The following is a 22,225-nucleotide window of genomic DNA, read 5'->3' on the forward strand; positions in this document are numbered from 1 at the left end:
TAAAATATAATATGATCTGGTTGTATTAAAGTAATTGTTATGTAATGACTAAGATATTACATCCGATATAAATCTATATATGTTACGAAAAATCTTTTACATTAGCAAATGCAGTTGAATCGTCTGCATTTGTATTATAAAAAATGAATTTTTCGCAACATATGAATCAAGGAAAATGTTTTGCAATAATTAAAACTGTAAAATGATTATTGCAAAACATATAGTTTTGAGAATTTAAGCTGGTATGTTAGAGAGAAATTATCAGCGGCAGTTATATTTGAGTCATTACTAATTACTACTTACTTGTTATATATAAAAGACAAATGTGTATAATATTAATTGAAATATTGATATTCTGACCTAATTTTAAATGGTAAAAACTTTAAATAAAATATTAGTGATAAAGTATTGACATAATGAGAATTTCAATGTAAAATATAATTCGTCGCTTGTTAATGGAGAGATGGTCGAGTTGGTTTAAGGCACCGGTCTTGAAAACCGGCGTAGTCGTGAGGCTACCGTGAGTTCGAATCTCACTCTCTCCGCCAATATGGAGAAGTACCCAAGCAGGTCGAAGGGGACGGTTTGCTAAACCGTTAGTCCGAGCAATCGGAGCCAGGGTTCGAATCCCTGCTTCTCCGCCATAGTTTAAGAGAATAACGGTACTGTTTTTATTTTGAAAGATAAAAACAGTACCGTTATTATTTTATTTCTACAAAAATTAGCATGAACTTCAATGAATAGAGGTTGAACTGAAATAAAGAATGTTATGAAATAAAATAGGCATTCACTATAAATATGAATGCCTTGTTTTAAATAATAAGTATTATATTTTTTTAAACTTTATTTTACTAACCATTAGGAAAGAGAGAACAATAACCATTCCGATTAGTATATATGAATTAATTTGAGAATACTTGTTACGTAACATTGAGAAGCATGTATACAGGTTCATTATTGAAATAAAAGCACCGGCTATAGTAATTGGTATGCCTCTAAATACATTGTCAAAAACGCTTATATTATATCGTGCAAGCCTATATGCACCAGCTACAGGAAAAATGACAGCTATTAAATAACCTAAAATGCCGAGATAGCTATAATCATTTATCTTCCATGCAATTATTATTGGTGCAACACCGAAAGATATTAAATCAGACAAGGAATCTAGCTCTTTACCTAGGTCACTGGTAACGTCAAGCAAGCGGGCTACCTTTCCGTCAAATCTATCAGTTAATGCTGCGATTATAACAAGCAGTGATGCCTGAAAAAGCTGATTATAATTGTTTTTTTCAGCATTTACAGCGAGTAATATAGCAATAACACCTAATGACAGATTTAATAATGTTAATATATTAGGTAAAGTGCCTTTAAAATTTTTCAACTAATCACCCCATAATTAAATATATTTATAAACAAATAATTTTCATTCTCTTAATTATATTCATTACTACTATAGCATATTTTTTTTTGCAGGTATTTATTATTTTTTTCCATGTAAATTTAAATAAATTTACATGGAATATCCTATACACTTGTTTGTCACAAATCCAGTTAGATTAATTGTTATTTGCTTTGTCAAATGCAAAATTATTAAAACTTTTATATAGTTTATATGTGATAATTAATTTTAATATTGCATATATGTTTACATCTAATAAGATTATAATTAAAATAATATTAATCTACAAGTGTTTTAGGTATAAAAAGTCTAGTTATGAAAAGTAAACAACAGCTTTTTTCAAAATGGATATATATGAATAAAAAATATATTTATTTTAGCTGTTATTTTTATTTATCGGGTATTTTATTGTAACTTTTCTTGAAAAAACTTAAGGGAACGTATATTAGGTAAAGAAAAAATATAAAATAGCGGTTTAAAAGTCTAAGCAATGTAATAAATTTATTAGATTTTATTAAAAATAAAACCTAATAAATTTATTGCAACATACAATAGTAATAAATATAATAGAAAATGAATTAACAATTACTAATAAAAAGTTCTTTATTTTATAAAAATAAGGTACAGTCTTAGCTATGTTTATAATGTTCAGTATGTCTATAAGCTTCAAAAGCCTATAAGCTATTAAAATTATTGATAGTTCTTTAAGTATTATATTATTTACGTAAAAGATACAATAAACAAAAAAGATTATAACAAAAAGATTCCAAAGAGATCTAATACCTTTTATTAGTTGTTTAAAATCAATATCTGAAATTGTCTCAAATTCCTCAATAACTTCTTCATCTATATTTTCAACATTTTCATCATTAGGGTTATTCTCAAAAAGTATCATATTTATTTTCTTCATAGATGATAATATAATTATTATTGATGTTATAGCGAAAAATATATTAGGATTAGAAAATAAAATTACAATGGGAAAAATAAATAGTAAAAGCAATATTATTATAACACTATCGAATTGCATCAATTGCCACCTTTAAAAAATTTCCTTAGCATTTTAAGTATAGTATAAATTAAATTATAGACTTTGATAATTTATTTTGTCAAATTCTATTATAGCATATTTGATTAATCAACCGTTTCAATTGAAATTGAGTTATCAATTATTAGGGCCATTTCACCTCTAGTAATCTGTGTATTTGGTTCTAGCTCAATATTATTGTCAATTCCCAATTCCGAAGCTTTTTCAATAACATTTTGAGGCCATTGGCCTTTTAGTGAGTTCTCATACCCAAGTGCTCTTACCATTACTGTTAAGGCTTCAGCATAGGTTATATTATTAGCTGGATTAAACTTATTTTCATTTGTTCCATATGCGAGTTTATTTTTAACTGCAGCTTTAATATAGTTATAAGCCCAATTAGTTTTGGAAACGTCTTTAAAGGATAATTTATAAGTGTCAAGATCAGAATCGCTATCATAACCTAACATCTTTACAATAAGGGTAACAAACTCACTTCTGTTAATTTTATTTTGAAGCCTTAAATCACCGTCGCCATAACCTTGCATGATTTTTAAGTTTACAAGATTATTTGCTGCAGTATCAATTGATGGATTTTCTGCTAAAGAATAATTTGAAGGAATAGAAATAAGAGAAACAGCAATTACTAAATTTAATAATCGTGATCGTATCTTAGACTTCATTTTTTACACCTCTCAAATTAATATAACGAACCTTATCAGGTTACTTTAAATTCATATATAAATTATACACTATAAAATATCCTTATCATATTAAAAATTAATTACACTTATTATTAATAAAGTTATACTATAATATTAAACTATAAAATGATTAAATGATTATTAAAAACAAATAATAAATATCAGAATAAAATTGATACACATACAAATAATAATCTATGAAAATGAATTATATTGGAGGCTAAGCAATGTCAAAGACTATTGTCGCTTTATTCGATAGTTACACAAATGCTGAGAACTCAGCGAATGAGATTAAAGCAAAAGGATTAAGAACTGATGATATATCAATAGTTACAAAGGATGAATCACAAGGCGATAGGGGAACATCAGCTACAATGGGTACCGACAATAAAAATACCGCTAGAGGTGCTGTTAATGATAATATTTCAGACGGTGTAGTGACTGGAGGAATATTAGGTGGACTAGCTGGCTTACTTATAGGTGCAGGCAGTATGGTGATTCCTGGATTAGGAATTATAGCAGCTGCAGGTCCTATAACAGGATTGCTTTCAGGAGCTGTAACAGGAAGTATTGTCGGAGGATTAGTTGATTTAGGTATTCCAGAAAATAAAAGCAAGCAATATGAGGGAGATATTAAATCAGGGAAGGTTCTTTTTAGCATGAAAACAGACGAGGACAAGATTGACAGTATTGCTAACATATTAAGATCTAATAATGCAACGAGTATTGACACATATTAATTAAGTAAAATAAAATCTAGGAAGTTATTGTTTATTAACGATTACCTCCTAGATTTTTGAAATTAATTATTAAAATAATATATTTAAATGCTATGGCTGTGGATTATCAACATCATCAACGTTTTGTATATTAGTAGAAGGTTTTTTTGTTGCAACAGGTGATGAAGTTGTGCCGCTAGAAGGCTTTTTTGTACCTACTTTTACTTCACGTGTAAGAGGCCTATAATAGCTTGTATGGATTTTTGAATCCTTAATTACCTTATTATCCACTTTAACTATTTTGTAGGTATCAATTACATATCCCCTTCCTCCTGATTTAACAACAGAAGTTGTTCCCACATTCATTGTTGGATCATTAATATTTTTTACAGTAGGCTCAATGGTTTTTACTGTTTTGGTATTTAGTATCACTTGTTTAGTAGGTGTATCATTCTTTCCAATTAACGAGAAATTAATATTATTGCTGTTTGTAACATAACAAACTATTTTAAGAGGCCACTTTGTAGAATTCCTAAATTTTAAATCAAGATCTGGATATGACACTGCTGCATCTCTTCCAAAAGGTACATATGATACTGTAAACTGATGATTAGATCTCCTAACTACATCAAGGTCTGACATTAAAACAGCGTTATATAGCGTAGTAGAAACTTGACATATACCTCCGCCTATTCCATCTACTATTTTACCTGCTACATAAGTGTGAGCTTCTTTGTAACCACCTTCTTTAGTCCTTTCTCCAACAGTATCGTTGAATGAAAATACTTCTCCAGGTGCTAAAATTTTACCATTTATTTTTGATGCAGCAAGTCTTATATTAACTCCTCTGTTTGCATCATTGGTGTTTCCTGTTGAAAAACGTGTACTAAACGTTGATAATGTATCTTTAAAAAGATTATTTTGTATATCATTTGCAGTTATATCAGGTTTTGAGAAAATTACTGGTAATACTTTCTCTGTATTATAACTTTCTTGTATTTCATTTATAATAGAAGCCAATACAGATTTGTCAATACTTCTTCCCATAATTTCCGGTTTAATTTTATAAGTCTTTCCTTCAGCTACAAACTGGGCATTTTGAGGTTTTTTGCTTATTTCATTATATACCTTTTCAACATCTATTTTTTCAGGATTGGTTTTTATGGAAGGAACATCAATCGTCTTGAAAACAGCTTTTTTAAGTAATTCTTCCAGTAATTTATATGTAGCCGTTTTATCAATAGCATCTCCGATATGACCTGTCTTTAATATTACTTTGTCATCTGAAAATTTAATCTCATGATTTTTAACCGGATTTGATACAGTCTTATTTAAATCTTCAATTGCTTTTTCCAATTCATCTTTATTGTATGTATAAGACATCTCAATAACTTTTTTATCTTTTCCAACTTTAAATACATCATAAACTCTTTTGAATATATTACCTGACCTTGCAATATCATAAGCCTCCTCAACGGCTTTATCTATTTGGTATTTGAAATCGATATCGTTTACTGAAATTTTTTCTACCTTATCTTTGTATTTTAATATAAGCTGCTTGTCGATTATAGACTTTGAATAATTTGTGTTAAGTGATTTAGTAAGTTCATCTCTAGTTAGTCCGCCTGCATTAAAACTGCTAACAAATACACCGTTGTATATTCTGTCATAATTAAGTACAGAATATAGGGAGAAGCCTGCAAACATAGCAGTAAGTATAATTAAAGTTAATACTGAAACTTTAATTATTTTATTAATACCTGTTTTTTTACTTTTTGAATTTGTCTTTTTGGGACTTGTCTTTTTTATCTTTTGAATTTCTGTATTCATACTAAACAGCACTCCAATTATTATAAATTTGGTATTGTATATATATAGAATAAATTATAATATTAATTAGTAGGATTTGTTTGTATTAATCTATAAAATTTAAGGGTTAATTTAAATTAGTGATTAAACTTAAAAATATATGTAAAATAACTTAAGACTTAAATTTATTAAGTCACCTAATAATAATGCTTATTTATTCTATATAATCCTATTCAGATATTTTTCATAATAACATTTGAATAAGGAGCAATTAATTTATATTATCGCAATTTTAATAGAAAAAAACAATATATTTTTATATGTTATTTATTACTAAACTAGGTCTTTAAAAATATAAATTTACATTTCGGATACATTAAAATAATCAAAATTAAAAATGGAGAAAGGTGTCTAAAAATATATGACTTTGAATATATTCAATCAGGATGAGTTTAATTGTTTGTGCAAAAAATATAATAAGGGGGCAAAAGCTGAAGATATAGAGATAAAATGTTCAAAATGTGAATATGTTATTAAGAAAAAAAGTATTACAAATAAAGAAAGGCGTGGAGAGGTTGTATTTTGCGTTCAACGGCCAAATGGAAAATATATACTCATAACATGTGATGAATATCCAAAAGGAACTTTTAGGGTTCCAACTGGAGGGATTAACTATAATGAGGACATAATTCAAGCAATTATTAGGGAGACTAAAGAAGAGCTTGGTCTTGAAGTTGAGATATCGGACTTTATAGGTGTTTTAAAAATTAAATTTACATATGATGGAGAGTACTCAATGTTTTATTCGTATATGTTTTTACTGAATGAGATAGGAGGTAGGCTTTTAGAAGATGCAACGGATGATGAGGTAAGTCAAGTCATGGAAGCCAATCTTGAGGATTTTGAAAGTATTCTTCAATCGTTACTGAATATGGATGGTGACTGGGTAGATTGGGGTAGGTTCAGGTATATGACTTCAAATGCCGTATATAAGTATTTAAAAGAAAGAAATCATGAAATGATTTTGAAGCTCTAATAACTTCAAAGATATATAAAAACACAAAATTAGTTAAGGACTAAACATATATGAAAATACTATTATTTAGTGATTCACACGGTTATACCTTAAATATGGTTAAAGCAGCTAAAAAGTATGATGATATTGATATGATTATTCACTTAGGTGATTTTTTAAAAGATATTTTAAAGTTAGGAGAAGAGGTTAAAAAGCCTGTGTATGAATTTGTTGCAGGTAATAATGATTGGGCTAAAGATTATCCAACTGAAAAATTAATTGTAGTTGAAGGGAAAAAAATTTTTATTACGCATGGACACCTTTATAATGTTAAAAATGATTATAAGAGGATAATATCTAAAGGTATCTCTTTAAAAGCAGACGCGGTTTTTTTCGGACATACCCATAAAACAGAGGAGTTTTATTATGAGAACATGATGGTTTTAAACCCTGGAAGTATAAGTGTTCCGGTAGAATCTGACAGGCCAACTTATTGTATTATAGAGATTAAAGAAGGTAGGATTGTTTCCAAATTTGCAAGCCCTGTAAGCTATTGAGAAGGAGGTTTTAAAATACGTAATAACCTAATAAAGTAATTAAATTATGCTCATGGGTGTATAAACAAGGCAAATTCTGTTTATACTTTGAATAAGGTATTAACAAATAATTTACTGGTAAATGAGGGATTTCAAAAATCTTAATTGATGATACTTATACAAAAAATACTTGAGTAATGTATTTTTTGAAATGCCCTAATATAAACTATAATTTAGATATGGGGAGATTTACCATGAGCACAGGAACTCTCAAAAATAATTTGATGGAACAGGATAAGGGAAGTATTATATCAAGGTTATCCAAAATATTTATGCTCAAAGAAAAGACTGGCTTACAAAATATTAAAAAAATGAATATAATGAGCTTATTGAAAGTATAAAAAACGCAAGAAGAGACTGGATTTGTGCAAGTTCAAATTTTAACTATGCAGATGATAAGGAAACGGTAGACTATTACACATATATGATGAAAGCATGCCAAATAAGATATGAATATCTAATAAAAAAAGCAAAAGAAAATGAAATAAAGGGACTACAGATTGAAATGGCAGATGTTTTAATATATGATAATGACGATATTAATTAAGTAATAAATATTATTTATATATTTTTTAAGGCAGGTGGCTTAAAAGGGAATATCAAAATAAAAACTGCTTGTTATTTTTATATAGTTTTGATTTAATATAATGAGAAGCAATATATCAAGCAGGTGGTATAAATGGAAACATTTAATGATTACAACACTATTAATATTTTAACAAATGATATATATCGCGATGTTCTACTAAAACCTGTCGACAGAAGAAGTTATTGCATAAATGGGGGTTTATTGAGCTTACCCGTTTATTTTTACAGAATAATTGGTATTGAACAATATAGTGACAGCGAATATTATAATGAACTTTATAATTTAGATATTGAGTTAAGAAAGATTGAAGGTATTTACCAGAGGTTTGAAAACAGGCTTGATACATCTGTTAGCCCTCAGTTTATTGACAAGGTAAATAGCATTTGGAATGAAATAAAGGCCGATACTAATCTAAGAGCCCCTTATTTAGCTGCTAATCTATCAGGAGCAGGAATATTGAAGTTTTCAACCAGCGAAATTAAGAATTATATAATAAAAAAGGCATTTGAAAAGTGTCTTAATTTATTTATGTCTAACCAGAAGCATCCTAAAAACCCAAGTATAATAAAAAATTTTTGTATTAAAATTATATACTGGTTTGAAAAATACGGGCTTCATTATTTTAAGAATTTTGATTTTACAGGGCATAATCCAAAGTTTTTGTTTTATGGAGATGTAAAAAGAGACGAAATATATTTTATGGCGTTCCTTTCAAATATAGGTTTTGACATAATTTATTTCAATTCCTTTTCGGATTCTGAATTTAAAGATGTTGATCCTGATAATAAATTTAGTGTTAAGCTTGAATTTGAAAGAAAGATTCCGATGAGGGAATTTCCAAAAGCAGAAAGTATTGTTACTATGGCAACAACTGCCTATCAAGCGGAAAAAAGCGTAGAGTCAACAGTTAATGCAGAAAACCCAAATCTCTTTAAACCAAGGCAATTTGAAAATTTTCCTACCAAGGCAATTACACTTAATACCACATACGAAGAAATTTTTTTCTTTTGGAGTAAAGAGGCCAGATATAGAAGTGGATTTAGAATATATAACAACACTGTAATTATTCCTAACATATTTGCCAAGATAAACGGAACACATAAGGAAATTGCAAGGTACTGGGAGAAAATAAACTCTCTTATACATGATAAAGGAGACTATGTTTATATTATTGACAGGGTACCATTTTCCAATGAACTATCTAAAGGATATGAATATAGGGATTTCTTTAATAATAATGGATTGCTGGACAAAAATAAAATAAAGTCATGTAAGGATTACCCACTCCATTTTTTAAAGACATCAATGCAGGACAATATATTAGATAAGGCTAACGAGATATTACAAAAGGAATATTTCAATTTTGAAATTGATCTAAATTTTAAAATAAGGGTAATGTCTACGGTGTTTAATCTTCAAATAGAGATTTTAAAGCTCCTTCAAAGGTTTGATTATCCTTTTGAGGTACCTAAGCTTATAATATATGACAATAGTGAAAAGTGCCTTAGTATGGAAGACTATATTACCATTGCATTACTCAACGCTATAGGTTTGGATATTATAATATTTTCACCAGCAGGCTATAACAATATAGAAAACGGTATCAGGAATGAACTTTTTAATACGCATAATCTAGAAGATATAAGATTTAATCTTAATGTAACAAAGGAAATTTATAAAGAAATAAAAAAAAGAAAAGTTACAAATAAGTCAAGTATGTTTGATGTGTTTAAGGGTTTTTTCCGTGGCTAGGAATTTAAGATGAATATAGCTGCATTTGCTAATGTAAAATTTTTTCGTAACATATATAACAGAAAATTATAAATAATTAATTATATAGAAATAATTAATTATTTGTTATAAAATATAACAAATATATATTAAAAAATGATAAAAATTAAGAAAAATATAAAAATTTTTAATATTTTAATTTAAATATTAAAAATTAATTTTACTTTTTTCTAATTTGTTATATAATGTATAATAAATTAAAAACTTTTGCCGATAATATACTTTGATAGATATTATTGTCGCTTTTAAAAGTTTTTACTGTTTTAAAAGTAATTTTTGTTGTTTAGTATTATCAAATAATATTAAAAGAAAGAAGGGATTTTTTAATGGCAATAAGTTTACAAAAAGGACAAAAGGTTGATTTAACAAAAACTAATCCAGGTCTTACAAAGATTATGGTAGGATTGGGTTGGGATACTAATAAGTATGATGGAGGATCTGATTTTGACCTCGATACCGCTGCATTTTTATTAGATGACGCTGGTAAAGTAAAGAGTGATGCGGATTTTGTTTTCTATAACAATTTGAACCATGCATCAGGATCTGTTACACATATGGGAGATAACCTCACAGGTGATGGTGATGGAGACGATGAGCAGATAAAGATCGACTTAAGTAAAGTTCCTGCAGAAGTTTCAAAAATTGACTTCACAGTAACTATACATGACGCTGAGCAAAGAAGACAAAATTTTGGACAAGTATCCAATGCTTTTATACGTATTGTTAAGGAAGATACCAACGAAGAGCTTATAAGATATGATCTAGGCGAAGACTTCAGCGTTGAAACTGCTGTTGTTGTAGGTGAGTTATACAGAAATGGTACAGAATGGAAATTTAATGCGGTTGGAAGTGGTTTCCAGGGTGGTTTAGCTGCATTGTGCGGTAACTTCGGTATTAATATATAAAGATTGTTATATAATAAAATAACATATAAATTGGCGTTTCAAATATTTTATTTGAAACGCCGTACTTTATTTTTGGACGAGGTGATAAATTATGGCAATAAATTTGGTAAAAGGGCAAAAAATAGATTTAACTAAAACCAATCCGGGAATGACTAAGGTTATAATTGGATTAGGATGGGACACCAACAAGTATTCCGGCGGAAGTGCCTTTGACCTTGATGCATCTGCTTTTTTGCTTGGTGAAAATGGAAAAGCTTTAAGAGATGACGATTTTATATTCTATAATAATTTAAAAGGCAGAAATGACTGTCTAATCCATACTGGTGATAACAGAACCGGAGAGGGTGAGGGTGATGATGAACAGTTAATAATGGATTTTAGCAAAGTACCAGCTGAAATACATAAAATAGCTATAACTGTTACTATTCATGATGCAGAAGGTAGACATCAGAACTTCGGGCAGGTATCAAATGCATTTGTTCGTGTTGTAAATGCAGAGACAAATGAGGAAGTTTTAAGATATGATCTTGCTGAAGAGTTTTCAGTAGAAACAGCAATTGTTGTATGCGAAATCTATAGATACAGCGGAGAATGGAAGTTCAATGCTGTTGGAAGCGGTTTTCAGGGAGGGTTAAGAGCTCTTTGCGGTAATTTTGGGCTTCAGGTAGGATAAGGAGGGATAATAGTGGATTATAAAATACTATATCAGGGAGCATTTCCTATTGTTGAAGCACGTCTGCAACAAGGAGAATTAATTAAAGCTGAGTCTAATGCAATGGTATCCATGTCACCCTCTATTGAACTTGAGGGAAAAATGGAAGGTGGATTTCTGCAGGGAATAGGAAGAATGCTGGCAGGAGAGAAATTCTTTTTCCAGACTCTTTATGCTAGAAAAGGTCCAGGGTCAGTATTACTAGCAGCATCATCTCCAGGAGGAGTTCAAGATATAGAACTCGATGGATCATATGGACTTTGTGTTCAAAAGGATGGTTTTTTAGCTGCTACTCATGGAATAGAAGTGTCCACGCAGATGCAGAATCTGTTTAAGGGAATATTCTCGCAGGAAGGATTCTTCATATTGAAAGTCAGTGGAAGAGGGATGGTATTTTTAAGCTCGTATGGGACAATACATGCTATAAATCTTGAAGCTGGGGAAGAAATTCTTATTGATAATGGTCATCTCGTTGCATGGCCTGATTATATGAGCTATAAAATGGAAAAGGCTGCAAGCGGATGGATTTCCAGTATTACTTCCGGTGAGGGAATTGTGTGCAGATTCCGTGGGCCAGGAACCATTTTAATACAAACAAGGAATCCAAAAGGTTTTGGTTCATGGATAAGACAATTTATGCCTCCAAATAGGTAAATTATGATTTTATTAAAAACTAATATAGAATGAAGGCTTATGTCAGCAAAATAATTGGCATAAGCCTTTTTGATTCGTGGGAAATTATGAATAAGAGATAATGATATTTTTCATTAATGCCTTAGTATCAAATGTTCCGATGACAACATAAACTAATACACGATATGAATTTGGGGTGAGCTTATGGATTGTCTGGGAATTATGGAATCTGGCAATTATGTGTATAAATTGTGTTCGATTTTGGAGAAAAAAGGATATGTCTTTGAGGTGGTTTCAGTTCCTTGTCATATAGCAAAAAGCGGATGCGGTTATTGCTTAAAGTTTCCTGAGGAATACATGGATTTAGTTGTGAATGAGGCTTATGTAAATAAAATGCCTATTCTGGAGATATATCAAGTAAAGCCAGGGTTTAAAAAGAATAAGTATACTTTAATTAAGTAAAATTAATTGATTTTTATATAAGTAATAATTAAATAATTAATAATTAATATATATGAAAAGTGCAAAACATATATAGACTTTGAATAAAAGAGAAATAAAAAGTTTTATAAGTGCCATTGTGTTTAAACAGGATATAAATAAAAAATGGTCAATTGTTATTCAATAGACTTTGGTGGTATAATAACTCTATATTAAATGTTTTGGTACTCCTGGGATGTTCGACAGTGCCTATATTTTGAACCTACAACGTTAATACGGGAGTCTGCGTTTAGAGGCGTATAGCAGGCCACAACCTAATTCCGACATTCTTTTATGGATGCAACGGCAGTGGAAGCTAAAAACTTATAGCAGGACACCCACCTAGCTTGGGCTAGGTGTCAAAATCTAGGTGAACGGCATTTTGGGTTTAACCGTGATAAAAAGTTCCTTTCCAAAAGAAAGGAACTTTTTATAATATTATTTTTATTTATTGTTTAAGGAAAGAAATTACTCATCTTTGCTATTCTGTATTTTATAATCGTCAGAAGTTGAACTTTCTTCACTAAATTTCATGTTACTTCTCAATTTTCCAATTTCATTTTCAAGATATGTTATTTTAACCGATTGCTTAATTAGTTCCTTGTGAATGGTTTTACACATGTTATCAATTTTTGAAATGCTTTCTTTGATTGAGTTGTCTGCTTCAAAGAGGTCTTCAACATTACCCTTCAAAAGATGCATGCCATCTACAATCATGCTTTTCAGTTCATCTGTCGATATGCTTGTATTATTGGTGCTATTCTGATGGAAAGCCAGCTTGTATCCATTTAAATAGCTTCCTGGAATCTCTCTTGCATATATACTGTCACTTTCATAAGGGTTGTTTGATTTATAACTAAAGCAAAGAAGCTGTTTACTAGCAGGAAAAATGAATTTAGAAGATTTGGTCCATGTTTTTCCCAGGTCACTTGACATGCTGTAGTATATGCTATCATCTCTTATCCAATAAACTATAATATTTCCGTTTAGAAGGATGATTGACGAGTTATTGAATGCATAGGATGAAGTCTGAATAATTGTCTCGGAGCTCCACATGTTACGCTCCGGCACCTTTTGCTGATATATAAGTTCTATTTGCTTATCAGTTTTTCTTTGATATATTATGCTTATAATGTCCTTATTATCTATTACTGTTTTTGGAAACTGGCAATCTCCATTAAATCTTGTAACGGGAGTAAATTCTCCCCAGATTTTTTGATTGGGATTGTATTTCTTAAAGCCAATTTGAAGATACTTCCCATCTGATACCTGGTAGAATACATAAATATTTCCTGATTTATCTGTTAATAAAGAATACGGATGATCATTTTTTAGTACATAGTCAATTACTTTAGGAGGGTTGATTGCTTTACCATTAATAGTTTGGTGTGCAAGTATATGTGAGTTATTATGGTCTATTATAAAGAATATATTTATAGTATTTCTTGAAACTATTAATTTGAGATATTTATTATAGGAAGTAGCCACGTTACTTTTTAATACCTGCAAAGTATTTACATTTGATTTGTCTAGAAAAGTATAAAAAATATTTCCTTGTTTATCCTGGAACAAAATATGAAAGTTGTCCTCGAAGTCCATATCTATATAGAATGGGGGTAAAAAGTTCTTATTTATTGAAATGGGCTCCGACCAGGTATTTCTTTTTGATAGAGTACTATAACACAAGCCATACCTTTCGTCAGAATAAAAGTTCAATATACTTCCGGTAGACTGTTTGAACAAGTACTGTTTATTTCTAGAGTTATACATTTCTTATACCTTGAAACATTAATCATATTAAATTAATATGCATAAAAAAAATATATATACAGCAATTTGCATACAAGTCTAAAATTAAATTTAAATTTCTTTGGTTTCTTAAGTAACAAAAACTTATAAACTACATATTATGTAATTGATAGTGATAATTCCTTATATAAGGGGGATAATTATGGGACATGAAAAACATGACAAAGTAGTTCCTGGGCTTTTATCCGAAAAGGACTTGTGTAAAATCCGGGAAGCAGTTTGTATTCAAGTGGAAAAAATATATGATTCATGTAGGGAAAAGGATTGTATAGAAAACGCAAGAGTAATATTCAAACACAATATACAAAATATCGTTGATGAAGCGATAAATGTAAAAGTAAGATGCGCTGAAGTAGTTGATGTTTATGCGGATATAGAAGAAGTTCCGTTTAAGAGAGGATTCTTTACAGTTGATGTAAAATTCTTTATTAGGGTAACACTGGATTTCTTTGTACCGGATAACGGCGGAGTGGATATTGTTACAAGAAGAGGTCTCGTTGTATTTGACAAAAAGGTTATCCTGTTTGGTTCCGAAGGTAATGTCAAAATATTTAAATCACACTTCAAAGGCGATTGCAGGATAGATAAAAAAGAAATCAATTTAGGATCAAAATTGCAGCAGGATAATTTGCCAATAGCTAAAGTGGAAGTTGCTGAACCTATAGCATTAAATGCAAAAATACAGGATATTCTTGATAAATGCTTCGAAGATTGCTGTTGCATAGATCAGATACCTAGAGGTATTGCAGATACCCTTGGAGTAGAAGATGATGATTGCAACGGTGATATAGGACCTGTAAATCAGATACCAAGAAGAAGAGTAGTTGTAAGTCTTGGATTATTCTCTATAATTAAATTGGTAAGACTTGTACAGCTTCTTATTCCAGCATTTGATTTCTGCTTCCCGAACAAAGAATGCATAGCAGCAACAGAAGAAAACCCATGTGAACTTTTTGAAACAATCGAATTTCCGTTTAATGAATTCAGCCCACCACAGAAATTTGATTTTCCAGGAGCGGTAGAAGCTGAAAAAAATATGTTGCAAGAGTTTGGGCTAGATGATTAATATTTTTAATCAATTCATAAGGGGTAGCATATGCTATCCCTTATGAATTTTACTTGGTTTTACAAAGAATCTATTTTTTGATAGAATTATTGATATGGTTCATATTATCTTAATAAAAAGGTGGACAAGAATTATGAATGATAATAAGAGGTTTAGTTTAGAAGATATATTTGGCTAAATGATGGAGCGATAATAGGGTGTGGGGGTGAGAATCTTTTATGCAGGAAATAAAGCAGTCTTTGTCGAATAATCAAGTAATAACTACAGCAAAAACTACAGCAAAAACTACAGCAAAAACTACAGAGGACTATATAAGTTACGAAAAAGATTTTACATAATCAAATGCAGTTGAATCGTTTGCATTTGCATTATAAAAATGAATTTTTCGCAACATATGGATAAAGGAAGATGTTTTGCAATAATATTTAAAAATGTAAAATGATTATTGCATAACATTTAGCTATAGATTAAAAAAGTTATAAAGATAAGGAGCATATTGTATAATGAACAATAGTATAAAGGTTTTGCTTGATAACATTGAGAAAATAATAGTAGGTAAAAGGCCTGTATTGGAACAGCTTGTCACAGCACTTTTGTGTGATGGACATGTACTTATAGAAGATGTTCCTGGGGTTGGTAAGACCCAAATTGTAGGAGCCCTTGCACGATCTGTTAATGGTATTTTTCACAGGATTCAATTTACTCCAGATGTAATGCCGTCGGATGTTATGGGATTTTCCATGTTCAATCCGTCCACAAGGGAATTTGAATATAGGGAAGGAGCTGCCATGTGTAATTTCCTTCTTGCCGATGAAATTAATAGAACATCTCCAAAAACCCAGTCCAGTCTTCTTGAAATTATGGAAGAGTTTCAGGTTACAGTTGACAGAAAAACTTATAGCTTACCCCGTCCATTTATGGTTCTTGCAACTCAAAATCCAGTGGAATGTTTTGGTACATATCCTCTGCCTGAAGCTCAGATGGACAGATTTTTTCTAAAGCTAACAATAGGATATCCAGGCAGGGAAGGCGAAATGGTTATACTGGATAGGTTTGGAAGCAGTAATCCTGCACCAGCTTTAGAGTCTGTTGCAAGTACCAGTGACATATTGGACTTGCAGGAACAGGCTAAAAGGGTGAGGATAGAACCTGAACTTAAGGAATATATTATAGATATCGTTGAGGAGACCCGTAAAAGTCCTGACGTTATACTTGGTGTAAGTCCTAGAGGAAGTCTTAACTTGTACAGGGCAGCAAAAGCCTGGGCTTTCATTAAGGGAAGGGATTATGTTGTGCCGGATGATATACAGCAAATGGCTGTTCCCGTTCTTGCACACAGAATTATTATGGGTTCAGGTGCAAAAATGAAAAATGTTACTGCTGCAGATGTTGTATTAGGCTGTATAAAGAATGTTAAAGTGCCTGTATTATAGTCTCTTGTTTTATTATCAACTTTGATATAAAGGATTTGAATCATGAGGAATTTTATTGTTTACATAACTATGGGTGTTGTACTTTATCTTTACTCCTATTTTCTAGGCGGAGACAACACTATGCTCATGCTTTACATGCTCATATTTGCACTACTGACATCAATTATTCTTACAATACCTCTCAAGGGAAGAATTGAGTTTTCCATAGATGCCCCAACAGTGGAAGTTGAAAAGGATGGTGTAGTGAAGGTTAATCTCCACATACACAATAAATCCATATTGCCGGTTCCCTTTATGGATATTTCATTCATAAAAAGTCATAATTTCAGTAATTTATCTTCTACTGACATACGACTTTCACTTGGTTCAAGGATGAAAAAAACAATATCTTTTGAGTATTTTGCATTAACTCGTGGTGTGAGCAAAATTGGAGTTGAGAGTATTTTTATTAAGGATTATCTGGGCTTTTTTAGGATAAATCTCACAAAAGGTATGGATTTGAGTAAAATGTGGGGGGAAGTAACGGTAATACCAAGGCTCTACAGTATAAATCTTAACAGTAAAATAATGCAAAACACATCACTGGCTTTAATGCCCGAGGATAACAGCATGACCACAAATAACATGGTCATTACCAATGGTGAACCGGGTTATGAGTTCAGAGAATATGTGCCGGGCGATCCTCTTCATAAAATACACTGGAAGTTGTCTGCTAAAAAGGAAACATTAATGGTCAGAAAGGATGAAGGCAGGAGTATTCCAAAAAAGTGCCTTATAATTGATCCCTGTCTTGTAAAAGTTGTTGAAAGCGAAAAGGGCAACTTTATCAGCAGACTTTTTAACAGGCCAAAGATTCAGCAAAGTGATGATACGATTTTTATTGAAGAAAAAATACTTGAAGCTGTACTTGCAGTAGCACATGGTACTGTATCAACCAACAGTGAATCGGATATTTGGTTTTATGAGGATGGCCAATGGAAGCTTTTTTCTGTGAGAGAAAAAAAGAATATCGGAGAGATGCAGAATGTATTTGCGGCTTATAATTTTGTTGAAAATAAAGATGTACCAGGAGACTTAAGAATGCCTGTTAGAAATCTCATGGAGCAAAAGAAGAACAGCCGGAATTTTGGCGGCGGTGAAGTTATTATATTTACCGGTCTTGTCGACGATAAGCTTATGGAGGCTGTTGGTCAGTTAAACTTTAATAAGTATTATGTTAATTTGGTTGCAGTTAAAAATATTGAAAATGATAACAAAAATAGAGTAAAAATTGATCAGACCGATCAGGGGACAATATATGAAGTTCCTATGGGAATGGATCTGTCTGAGGCATTTTAAGGCATGATTGAAATATTACTTACCGTTTTGAGCGTGTGTTCACGAGTTAAGTTAACACGAAAGCGAAATTATACGGGAAGTTATATTTCAACATGACTAAGGCATGATTGATTAATAATGGATGAGGTCCTGAGGAAAGGAATACGGGCAGAATGAAAGAGAAAATTCTAGAATTAAAATATTATATTTTTCCTCTTATGTTTTCAACAGCACTTACATGGTGGACTGTAGATTCAATATTTGGAGCGAATATTGTTTTTACTTTATTAATAGCGTTTTTTACAAACAGTTTATTATATATGGCACTAATAGCAGTCAAAAAGAGGGGCAGCAGTGGAGGTTTCATATTTATTCTTGGGTCTGTTGCTTATTTTTCATTAGCTATTTTTACATTGATGAGTACAGGTTATACCCAAGGAGGGCACTTTCTTGGCTGGCTTCTTTCTCAGTCTGATAACGGAGCTTTGATACCTGGATACTGGATAGGTACTATTCTTATATCAGCCTACATGTTTTCAACAACAGTTTTTTATTTCACGGCTGTAAACTTCAGGATTTGGGTATTATTCATGGTAGGGTTCATCCCGTTTTTATTCCATTCAGCCAAATCTGACAAGGAAATATCATTACCCTTTGTAATGTATGCGGTGTTCTTCTTTTCACTATTAATTGAAAGATCAAAAAATAAATCTGTAAATAAAATAAAATTTGAATTTGTAAGAAATCGATCCTATATGGCTGCCATGATTTTATTTCTTTTATTGACTACTATGATATCCATTATTGTTCCAAAGCCTTATTCCGTTCCACAAATAGTGTATCTGGATACTATTATTAATCAGACTATACAACCATTTGGTAATGCGGTTCAAAATGCAATACAAAACCAGAATAACTTCAGACTCTTTAATCCAATGACTTTAAAAAGGGAAAGTTATATAACTTCTGCAGGAGTACCTGTAGGAAGCAGGGTACTTTTTGAGGTGGAAGCTGATGAGCCACTGTACTTAAGAGTTCAAAGCTGGGATAAATATGAGAACAACCGTTGGTCCAACGGTGATGAATATATGCAAAAACAGGGAGATTTTATTTTTCATTCCAAGAAGCAGGGGTTTATAAATAGTTTTGTAACGTTATTAAATCAGTATGAAAATAAAAAGGAGCTACCTAAAGAGTTAAAACCTTTTGAAAGCGTGTATAAATACAAATCCACTTTACTGGAACAGAAGAAAGCATCAGTTATTCCCAGAACTGCCTTTTCATATTCGTATATGACACCTCCCGGGGTTGTTTCTGTAGAGAGTAAAATAAGGAATAATGAATATTTTACTATTGCAGAGAATTTAATTTGTCAGAGCAGAAACCGGCCATTAATGAATGCAGAGTATACAGTAAGTTATATTTCTCACAACATGGTTCCTTCGACAAGAGAATTTCAGACTGTAAAAATATTAAAGCCTGATATTATTGATTCTCTATTAGAGAAAAATGATAAAAATAAAATTTCTCTTGCAGGCGAAATAGATTATAAGCAACTTTTAAATCTAATTTATTCCGACGATGATTATGAGGAAGCATCAAGATACTATACAGGACTTCCGGACAACCTGCCTGAGAGAATATATAATCTGGCGGAAAAGATAACGGCAGGTAAGGATAGCGATTATCTCAAAGCTTTGGCTATTCAAAATTACTTCCACTCATCAGGATATAAATACAGCCTTAAACCCCCAAAGCTTACAGGAAATAAAGATTACAACGACTTTTTTCTGTTTGAGAGTAAAAAAGGAGTTTGTGTGCAGTTTGCTTCATCAATGGTAATACTGGCAAGGGCTGCAGGGCTGCCTGCCAGGTATGTGGAAGGATATGTGGCAAGAGAATATGATCATGCTACAAAGAAGTATGTGGTAAGGGATAAACATGCTCATGCATTTCCAGAGGTTTATATTGCAGGATACGGATGGATGGTGTTTGAACCCACTGTAAGTGCAGAGGATACAACAGAAGAGATAATAGCTTTCTTTAAGAAAGTCGGTGAAAGTATTGGATCATTTGTAAGCTTAGTAATAGGTTTTTTCATGGGTCTGCCTGTATGGACAAGAACATTTTTGATACCTGTCATAATAATTGATGCATTATTTACTATAAAGCTGATTATATTGATCAGAAAAGGAATGTGGAAAAGGAGAATGGTAAAATATCCTTGTAAAGAGTCTATTGAAGGAATATATAGAAGGATAACACTATTGCTTGGTAAAATCGGAATGGGAATAAAGAATTATGAAACGCCATCAAACTACTCTACAAGGATTTCACAGGAGGTTGGACTTCAATTGGAAAGTATTTCAGAGATGTTTGTAAGGTCCAGGTATGGGGGAATTATACCCACAAAAGACGATGTTAAAGTAGCAATGGAAACTTTTGTTGATGTTGAAAAGGATATTAAAAAGAGGGTCGGTAAAATAAGGTCAATCTTCATATAATGGGACTAAATTTAGTTGTAATTAAATGAAATAGGGGGAAATTTAACATGAAGAGATCATTAAGAGTTTTATTGGGTGTTTTTGTAATATCCATTACCTGCATCGCTGCTATTAGTATTGTCTGGAGTTATAATACCGTAAGAAAAATTGAGGCTATTGTAAATGATAATATAAAAATCTATTTAGATGATGAAGAGCAAGTTTTAAAAGAAACTGACGGCTCGAAGATTTCACCTGTTATAATAAATGGCAGGACATATCTACCATTAAGGCCTATGGCTGATTTAGCCGGTTTTGGGGTTGAATGGGATGATAGGTTACAAGAAGTTTTGCTTTCATCTGATAAAACAAAAGGTAGAAAATATTCAAAAGTTATAAGCCGCAATAAAAAAGGAGAGCTTACATTCTGGCATTTTAATAAGGATGAGATGCCTGAATTTGTTAAAGCATTTAATGAGGCTTATCCAAACATTAAAGTTAATGCTGTAGCGGTAACTGATAAGGATTATTTATACCAGAATAGGCTTATTTCCAGGATAAGAGCACATTTAGATGTTCCCGATGTATTTTCTGGAGAAGCTGCTTTTATTAAGCAATTTGTGGAAATGACGGATGCTTTTGCAGATATAACTGATAGGGCTAAGGATTATGTTGGTAATATGATACCTTATACTGTTGAAATGGGAACTGACAAAAATGGAGTATTAAGAGCTGTTTCACCTATTGGAGCACCAGGTGCTTTGGCATATAAAAAGGATGCTGCTAAAAAGTACCTGGGGACAGATGATCCTTTAAAGATTTCTGAGATGCTGTCAACAAGGGATAAAATGATAGCAGCAGCACAAACATTAAAGGAGAAAAGCAAAGGAAAAGTAGCACTGTTTCCAACCTTCGAGGAACCGCTTAGAATGTTTATGGCAGGACGCAGCAAGGGGTGGGTAACTGATGGTAAACTTACAATAGATCAAAAAGCCTTAGACTTTATAGATTTTGCAAAAGATATGAGAGACAATAAGTATGAGGCTACACTTGATCAATGGTCACCAGATTGGTCAGCTGCCATAGCTGATGATGAGAAGGCTCTAGTTTGGGCGTGCCCATCCTGGGGCATTCCCTGGATAATTGGATCAAATGATAAACAGGCAGCCAATGGGGGAAGATGGGGATTAGCCAGACCTGGAATTCCATATTTCTGGAATGGTACATGGTTAGGTATTTACAGCAAGTCTGAAAATCAAGATATTGCTTGGGAATTTGTAAAATATTTTACAACAAATGAAGATTTAATGAGAAAATGGGCTCATGAAAGTAAGGATTTTCCCAATAACTTACAAGTAATCGCTGAGGGGTATGGCGAAGAAAATAAGATAATGGGTATTGATATATACAAGTTCTATGAACCATTTATTAAGGACATAGATGGAAGTATATTTACTGAGTATGATAGTGAAATCCAAAATATTTATACAAACAATTTGGGATTTTACTTGAATGGTGGTGAATTCAAAACCAAGGATGAATTAATCAAAGCATTTAAAAACAGGGTTAAGAATTCAGTTGTTGATATAACTGTAGAATGATATAAAAAAAGGGCTGACAATTTGTGCAGCCCTTTTTATATTACTGTTCACTATGTAAACATAAAGCTTTTTTACACGACACAATATTTTTTTAATTATATTTTGAATCTACCACATCTTTTTTAAAGTTAGTT

Annotated in this window: 18 protein-coding genes, 2 tRNA genes, 1 other RNA gene and 1 pseudogene; 17 read left to right on the plus strand and 5 right to left on the minus strand. The window is 31.4% G+C overall.

The window, feature by feature from the left end; translation table 11 throughout:
- The first annotated feature begins 457 nt into the window (after nucleotides 1-457).
- Together Bccel_RS24310 and Bccel_RS24315 are read left to right on the plus strand one after the other, a co-directional pair.
- A tRNA-Ser gene (locus Bccel_RS24310) sits at nucleotides 458-548 on the plus strand.
- A 4-nt stretch (nucleotides 549-552) separates the two neighbouring features.
- Nucleotides 553-644: transfer RNA gene (locus Bccel_RS24315), tRNA-Ser, on the plus strand.
- A gap of 182 nt (nucleotides 645-826) precedes the next feature.
- Here Bccel_RS24315 and pssA read toward each other — a convergent pair.
- The 3 genes from pssA to Bccel_RS24330 all read right to left on the minus strand — a co-directional run bounded on the left by pssA (nucleotide 827) and on the right by Bccel_RS24330 (nucleotide 3,112).
- Complete coding sequence (gene pssA / locus Bccel_RS24320; RefSeq protein WP_036943288.1) at nucleotides 827-1,384, minus strand: CDP-diacylglycerol--serine O-phosphatidyltransferase; 558 nt, start codon at nucleotides 1,382-1,384, stop codon at nucleotides 827-829.
- A gap of 532 nt (nucleotides 1,385-1,916) precedes the next feature.
- Nucleotides 1,917-2,432 (minus strand): hypothetical protein, encoded by a 516-nt coding sequence (locus Bccel_RS24325; RefSeq protein ID WP_036943291.1) that lies wholly within the window; start codon nucleotides 2,430-2,432, stop codon nucleotides 1,917-1,919.
- Between the two features lie 104 nt (nucleotides 2,433-2,536).
- The gene (locus tag Bccel_RS24330) at nucleotides 2,537-3,112 is read right to left on the minus strand and encodes an S-layer homology domain-containing protein (RefSeq protein ID WP_036943293.1); all 576 of its coding nucleotides are present in this window, start codon (nucleotides 3,110-3,112) and stop codon (nucleotides 2,537-2,539) included.
- A 248-nt stretch (nucleotides 3,113-3,360) separates the two neighbouring features.
- Between Bccel_RS24330 and Bccel_RS24335 the strand changes: the two genes are divergently transcribed.
- Nucleotides 3,361-3,873, plus strand: a complete 513-nt coding sequence (locus tag Bccel_RS24335; protein WP_036943294.1) for a hypothetical protein — start codon at nucleotides 3,361-3,363, stop codon at nucleotides 3,871-3,873.
- 90 nt (nucleotides 3,874-3,963) lie between these two features.
- Here the strand turns inward: Bccel_RS24335 and Bccel_RS24340 are convergent, their stop codons facing one another.
- On the minus strand, nucleotides 3,964-5,682 hold the full coding sequence (locus Bccel_RS24340) for a VanW family protein (RefSeq protein ID WP_050753798.1): 1,719 nt from the start codon (nucleotides 5,680-5,682) through the stop codon (nucleotides 3,964-3,966).
- 400 nt (nucleotides 5,683-6,082) lie between these two features.
- On the opposite strand from Bccel_RS24340, the gene Bccel_RS24345 reads away from it, so the two are divergent.
- The 9 genes and pseudogenes from Bccel_RS24345 to ssrS all read left to right on the plus strand — a co-directional run bounded on the left by Bccel_RS24345 (nucleotide 6,083) and on the right by ssrS (nucleotide 12,775).
- Entirely contained in the window at nucleotides 6,083-6,697 is a 615-nt protein-coding gene (locus Bccel_RS24345; RefSeq protein ID WP_036943297.1) for an NUDIX hydrolase, read from the plus strand.
- 50 nt (nucleotides 6,698-6,747) lie between these two features.
- Nucleotides 6,748-7,233 (plus strand): YfcE family phosphodiesterase, encoded by a 486-nt coding sequence (locus Bccel_RS24350; RefSeq protein WP_036943300.1) that lies wholly within the window; start codon nucleotides 6,748-6,750, stop codon nucleotides 7,231-7,233.
- Between the two features lie 364 nt (nucleotides 7,234-7,597).
- A pseudogene (locus Bccel_RS29230) lies at nucleotides 7,598-7,819 on the plus strand (DUF2508 family protein); the annotation flags it as partial.
- Nucleotides 7,820-7,951: 132 nt separating this feature from the next.
- Complete coding sequence (locus tag Bccel_RS24355; RefSeq protein WP_036943305.1) at nucleotides 7,952-9,613, plus strand: YceG family protein; 1,662 nt, start codon at nucleotides 7,952-7,954, stop codon at nucleotides 9,611-9,613.
- A gap of 365 nt (nucleotides 9,614-9,978) precedes the next feature.
- A complete protein-coding gene (locus tag Bccel_RS24360) occupies nucleotides 9,979-10,557 on the plus strand; it encodes a TerD family protein (RefSeq protein ID WP_036943308.1) in 579 nt (192 codons plus the stop codon).
- Between the two features lie 91 nt (nucleotides 10,558-10,648).
- Entirely contained in the window at nucleotides 10,649-11,230 is a 582-nt protein-coding gene (locus Bccel_RS24365; protein WP_036943311.1) for a TerD family protein, read from the plus strand.
- Nucleotides 11,231-11,242: 12 nt separating this feature from the next.
- Nucleotides 11,243-11,923 (plus strand): TIGR00266 family protein, encoded by a 681-nt coding sequence (locus Bccel_RS24370; protein WP_036943314.1) that lies wholly within the window; start codon nucleotides 11,243-11,245, stop codon nucleotides 11,921-11,923.
- A 183-nt stretch (nucleotides 11,924-12,106) separates the two neighbouring features.
- Nucleotides 12,107-12,364, plus strand: coding sequence for a putative Se/S carrier protein (locus Bccel_RS24375; RefSeq protein ID WP_036943317.1), 258 nt, complete (start codon nucleotides 12,107-12,109; stop codon nucleotides 12,362-12,364).
- A gap of 203 nt (nucleotides 12,365-12,567) precedes the next feature.
- Nucleotides 12,568-12,775: non-coding RNA, 6S RNA (gene ssrS / locus Bccel_RS29235), on the plus strand.
- Between the two features lie 75 nt (nucleotides 12,776-12,850).
- Here ssrS and Bccel_RS24380 read toward each other — a convergent pair.
- Nucleotides 12,851-14,152, minus strand: a complete 1,302-nt coding sequence (locus Bccel_RS24380) for a hypothetical protein (RefSeq protein WP_050753799.1) — start codon at nucleotides 14,150-14,152, stop codon at nucleotides 12,851-12,853.
- Nucleotides 14,153-14,333: 181 nt separating this feature from the next.
- On the opposite strand from Bccel_RS24380, the gene Bccel_RS24385 reads away from it, so the two are divergent.
- The 5 genes from Bccel_RS24385 (at nucleotide 14,334) to Bccel_RS24405 (ending at nucleotide 22,091) form a co-directional block, all read left to right on the plus strand.
- Nucleotides 14,334-15,257 (plus strand): hypothetical protein, encoded by a 924-nt coding sequence (locus tag Bccel_RS24385; RefSeq protein ID WP_036943320.1) that lies wholly within the window; start codon nucleotides 14,334-14,336, stop codon nucleotides 15,255-15,257.
- A gap of 503 nt (nucleotides 15,258-15,760) precedes the next feature.
- Nucleotides 15,761-16,690 carry an AAA family ATPase gene (locus tag Bccel_RS24390; protein ID WP_036943323.1) on the plus strand — a complete coding sequence of 310 codons (930 nt, stop codon included), beginning with the start codon at nucleotides 15,761-15,763 and terminating at the stop codon, nucleotides 16,688-16,690.
- A gap of 42 nt (nucleotides 16,691-16,732) precedes the next feature.
- Nucleotides 16,733-18,028: a DUF58 domain-containing protein gene (locus Bccel_RS24395; RefSeq protein ID WP_050753800.1), complete on the plus strand. Its 1,296-nt coding sequence runs from the start codon at nucleotides 16,733-16,735 to the stop codon at nucleotides 18,026-18,028.
- Between the two features lie 152 nt (nucleotides 18,029-18,180).
- A complete protein-coding gene (locus tag Bccel_RS24400; protein ID WP_036943326.1) occupies nucleotides 18,181-20,511 on the plus strand; it encodes a DUF4129 domain-containing transglutaminase family protein in 2,331 nt (776 codons plus the stop codon).
- Nucleotides 20,512-20,558: 47 nt separating this feature from the next.
- Nucleotides 20,559-22,091: an extracellular solute-binding protein gene (locus Bccel_RS24405; RefSeq protein ID WP_036943328.1), complete on the plus strand. Its 1,533-nt coding sequence runs from the start codon at nucleotides 20,559-20,561 to the stop codon at nucleotides 22,089-22,091.
- Nucleotides 22,092-22,225 lie beyond the last annotated feature (134 nt).

The sequence above is a fragment of the Pseudobacteroides cellulosolvens ATCC 35603 = DSM 2933 genome, from assembly GCF_001262605.1.
Lineage (GTDB): Bacteria > Bacillota > Clostridia > Acetivibrionales > DSM-2933 > Pseudobacteroides > Pseudobacteroides cellulosolvens.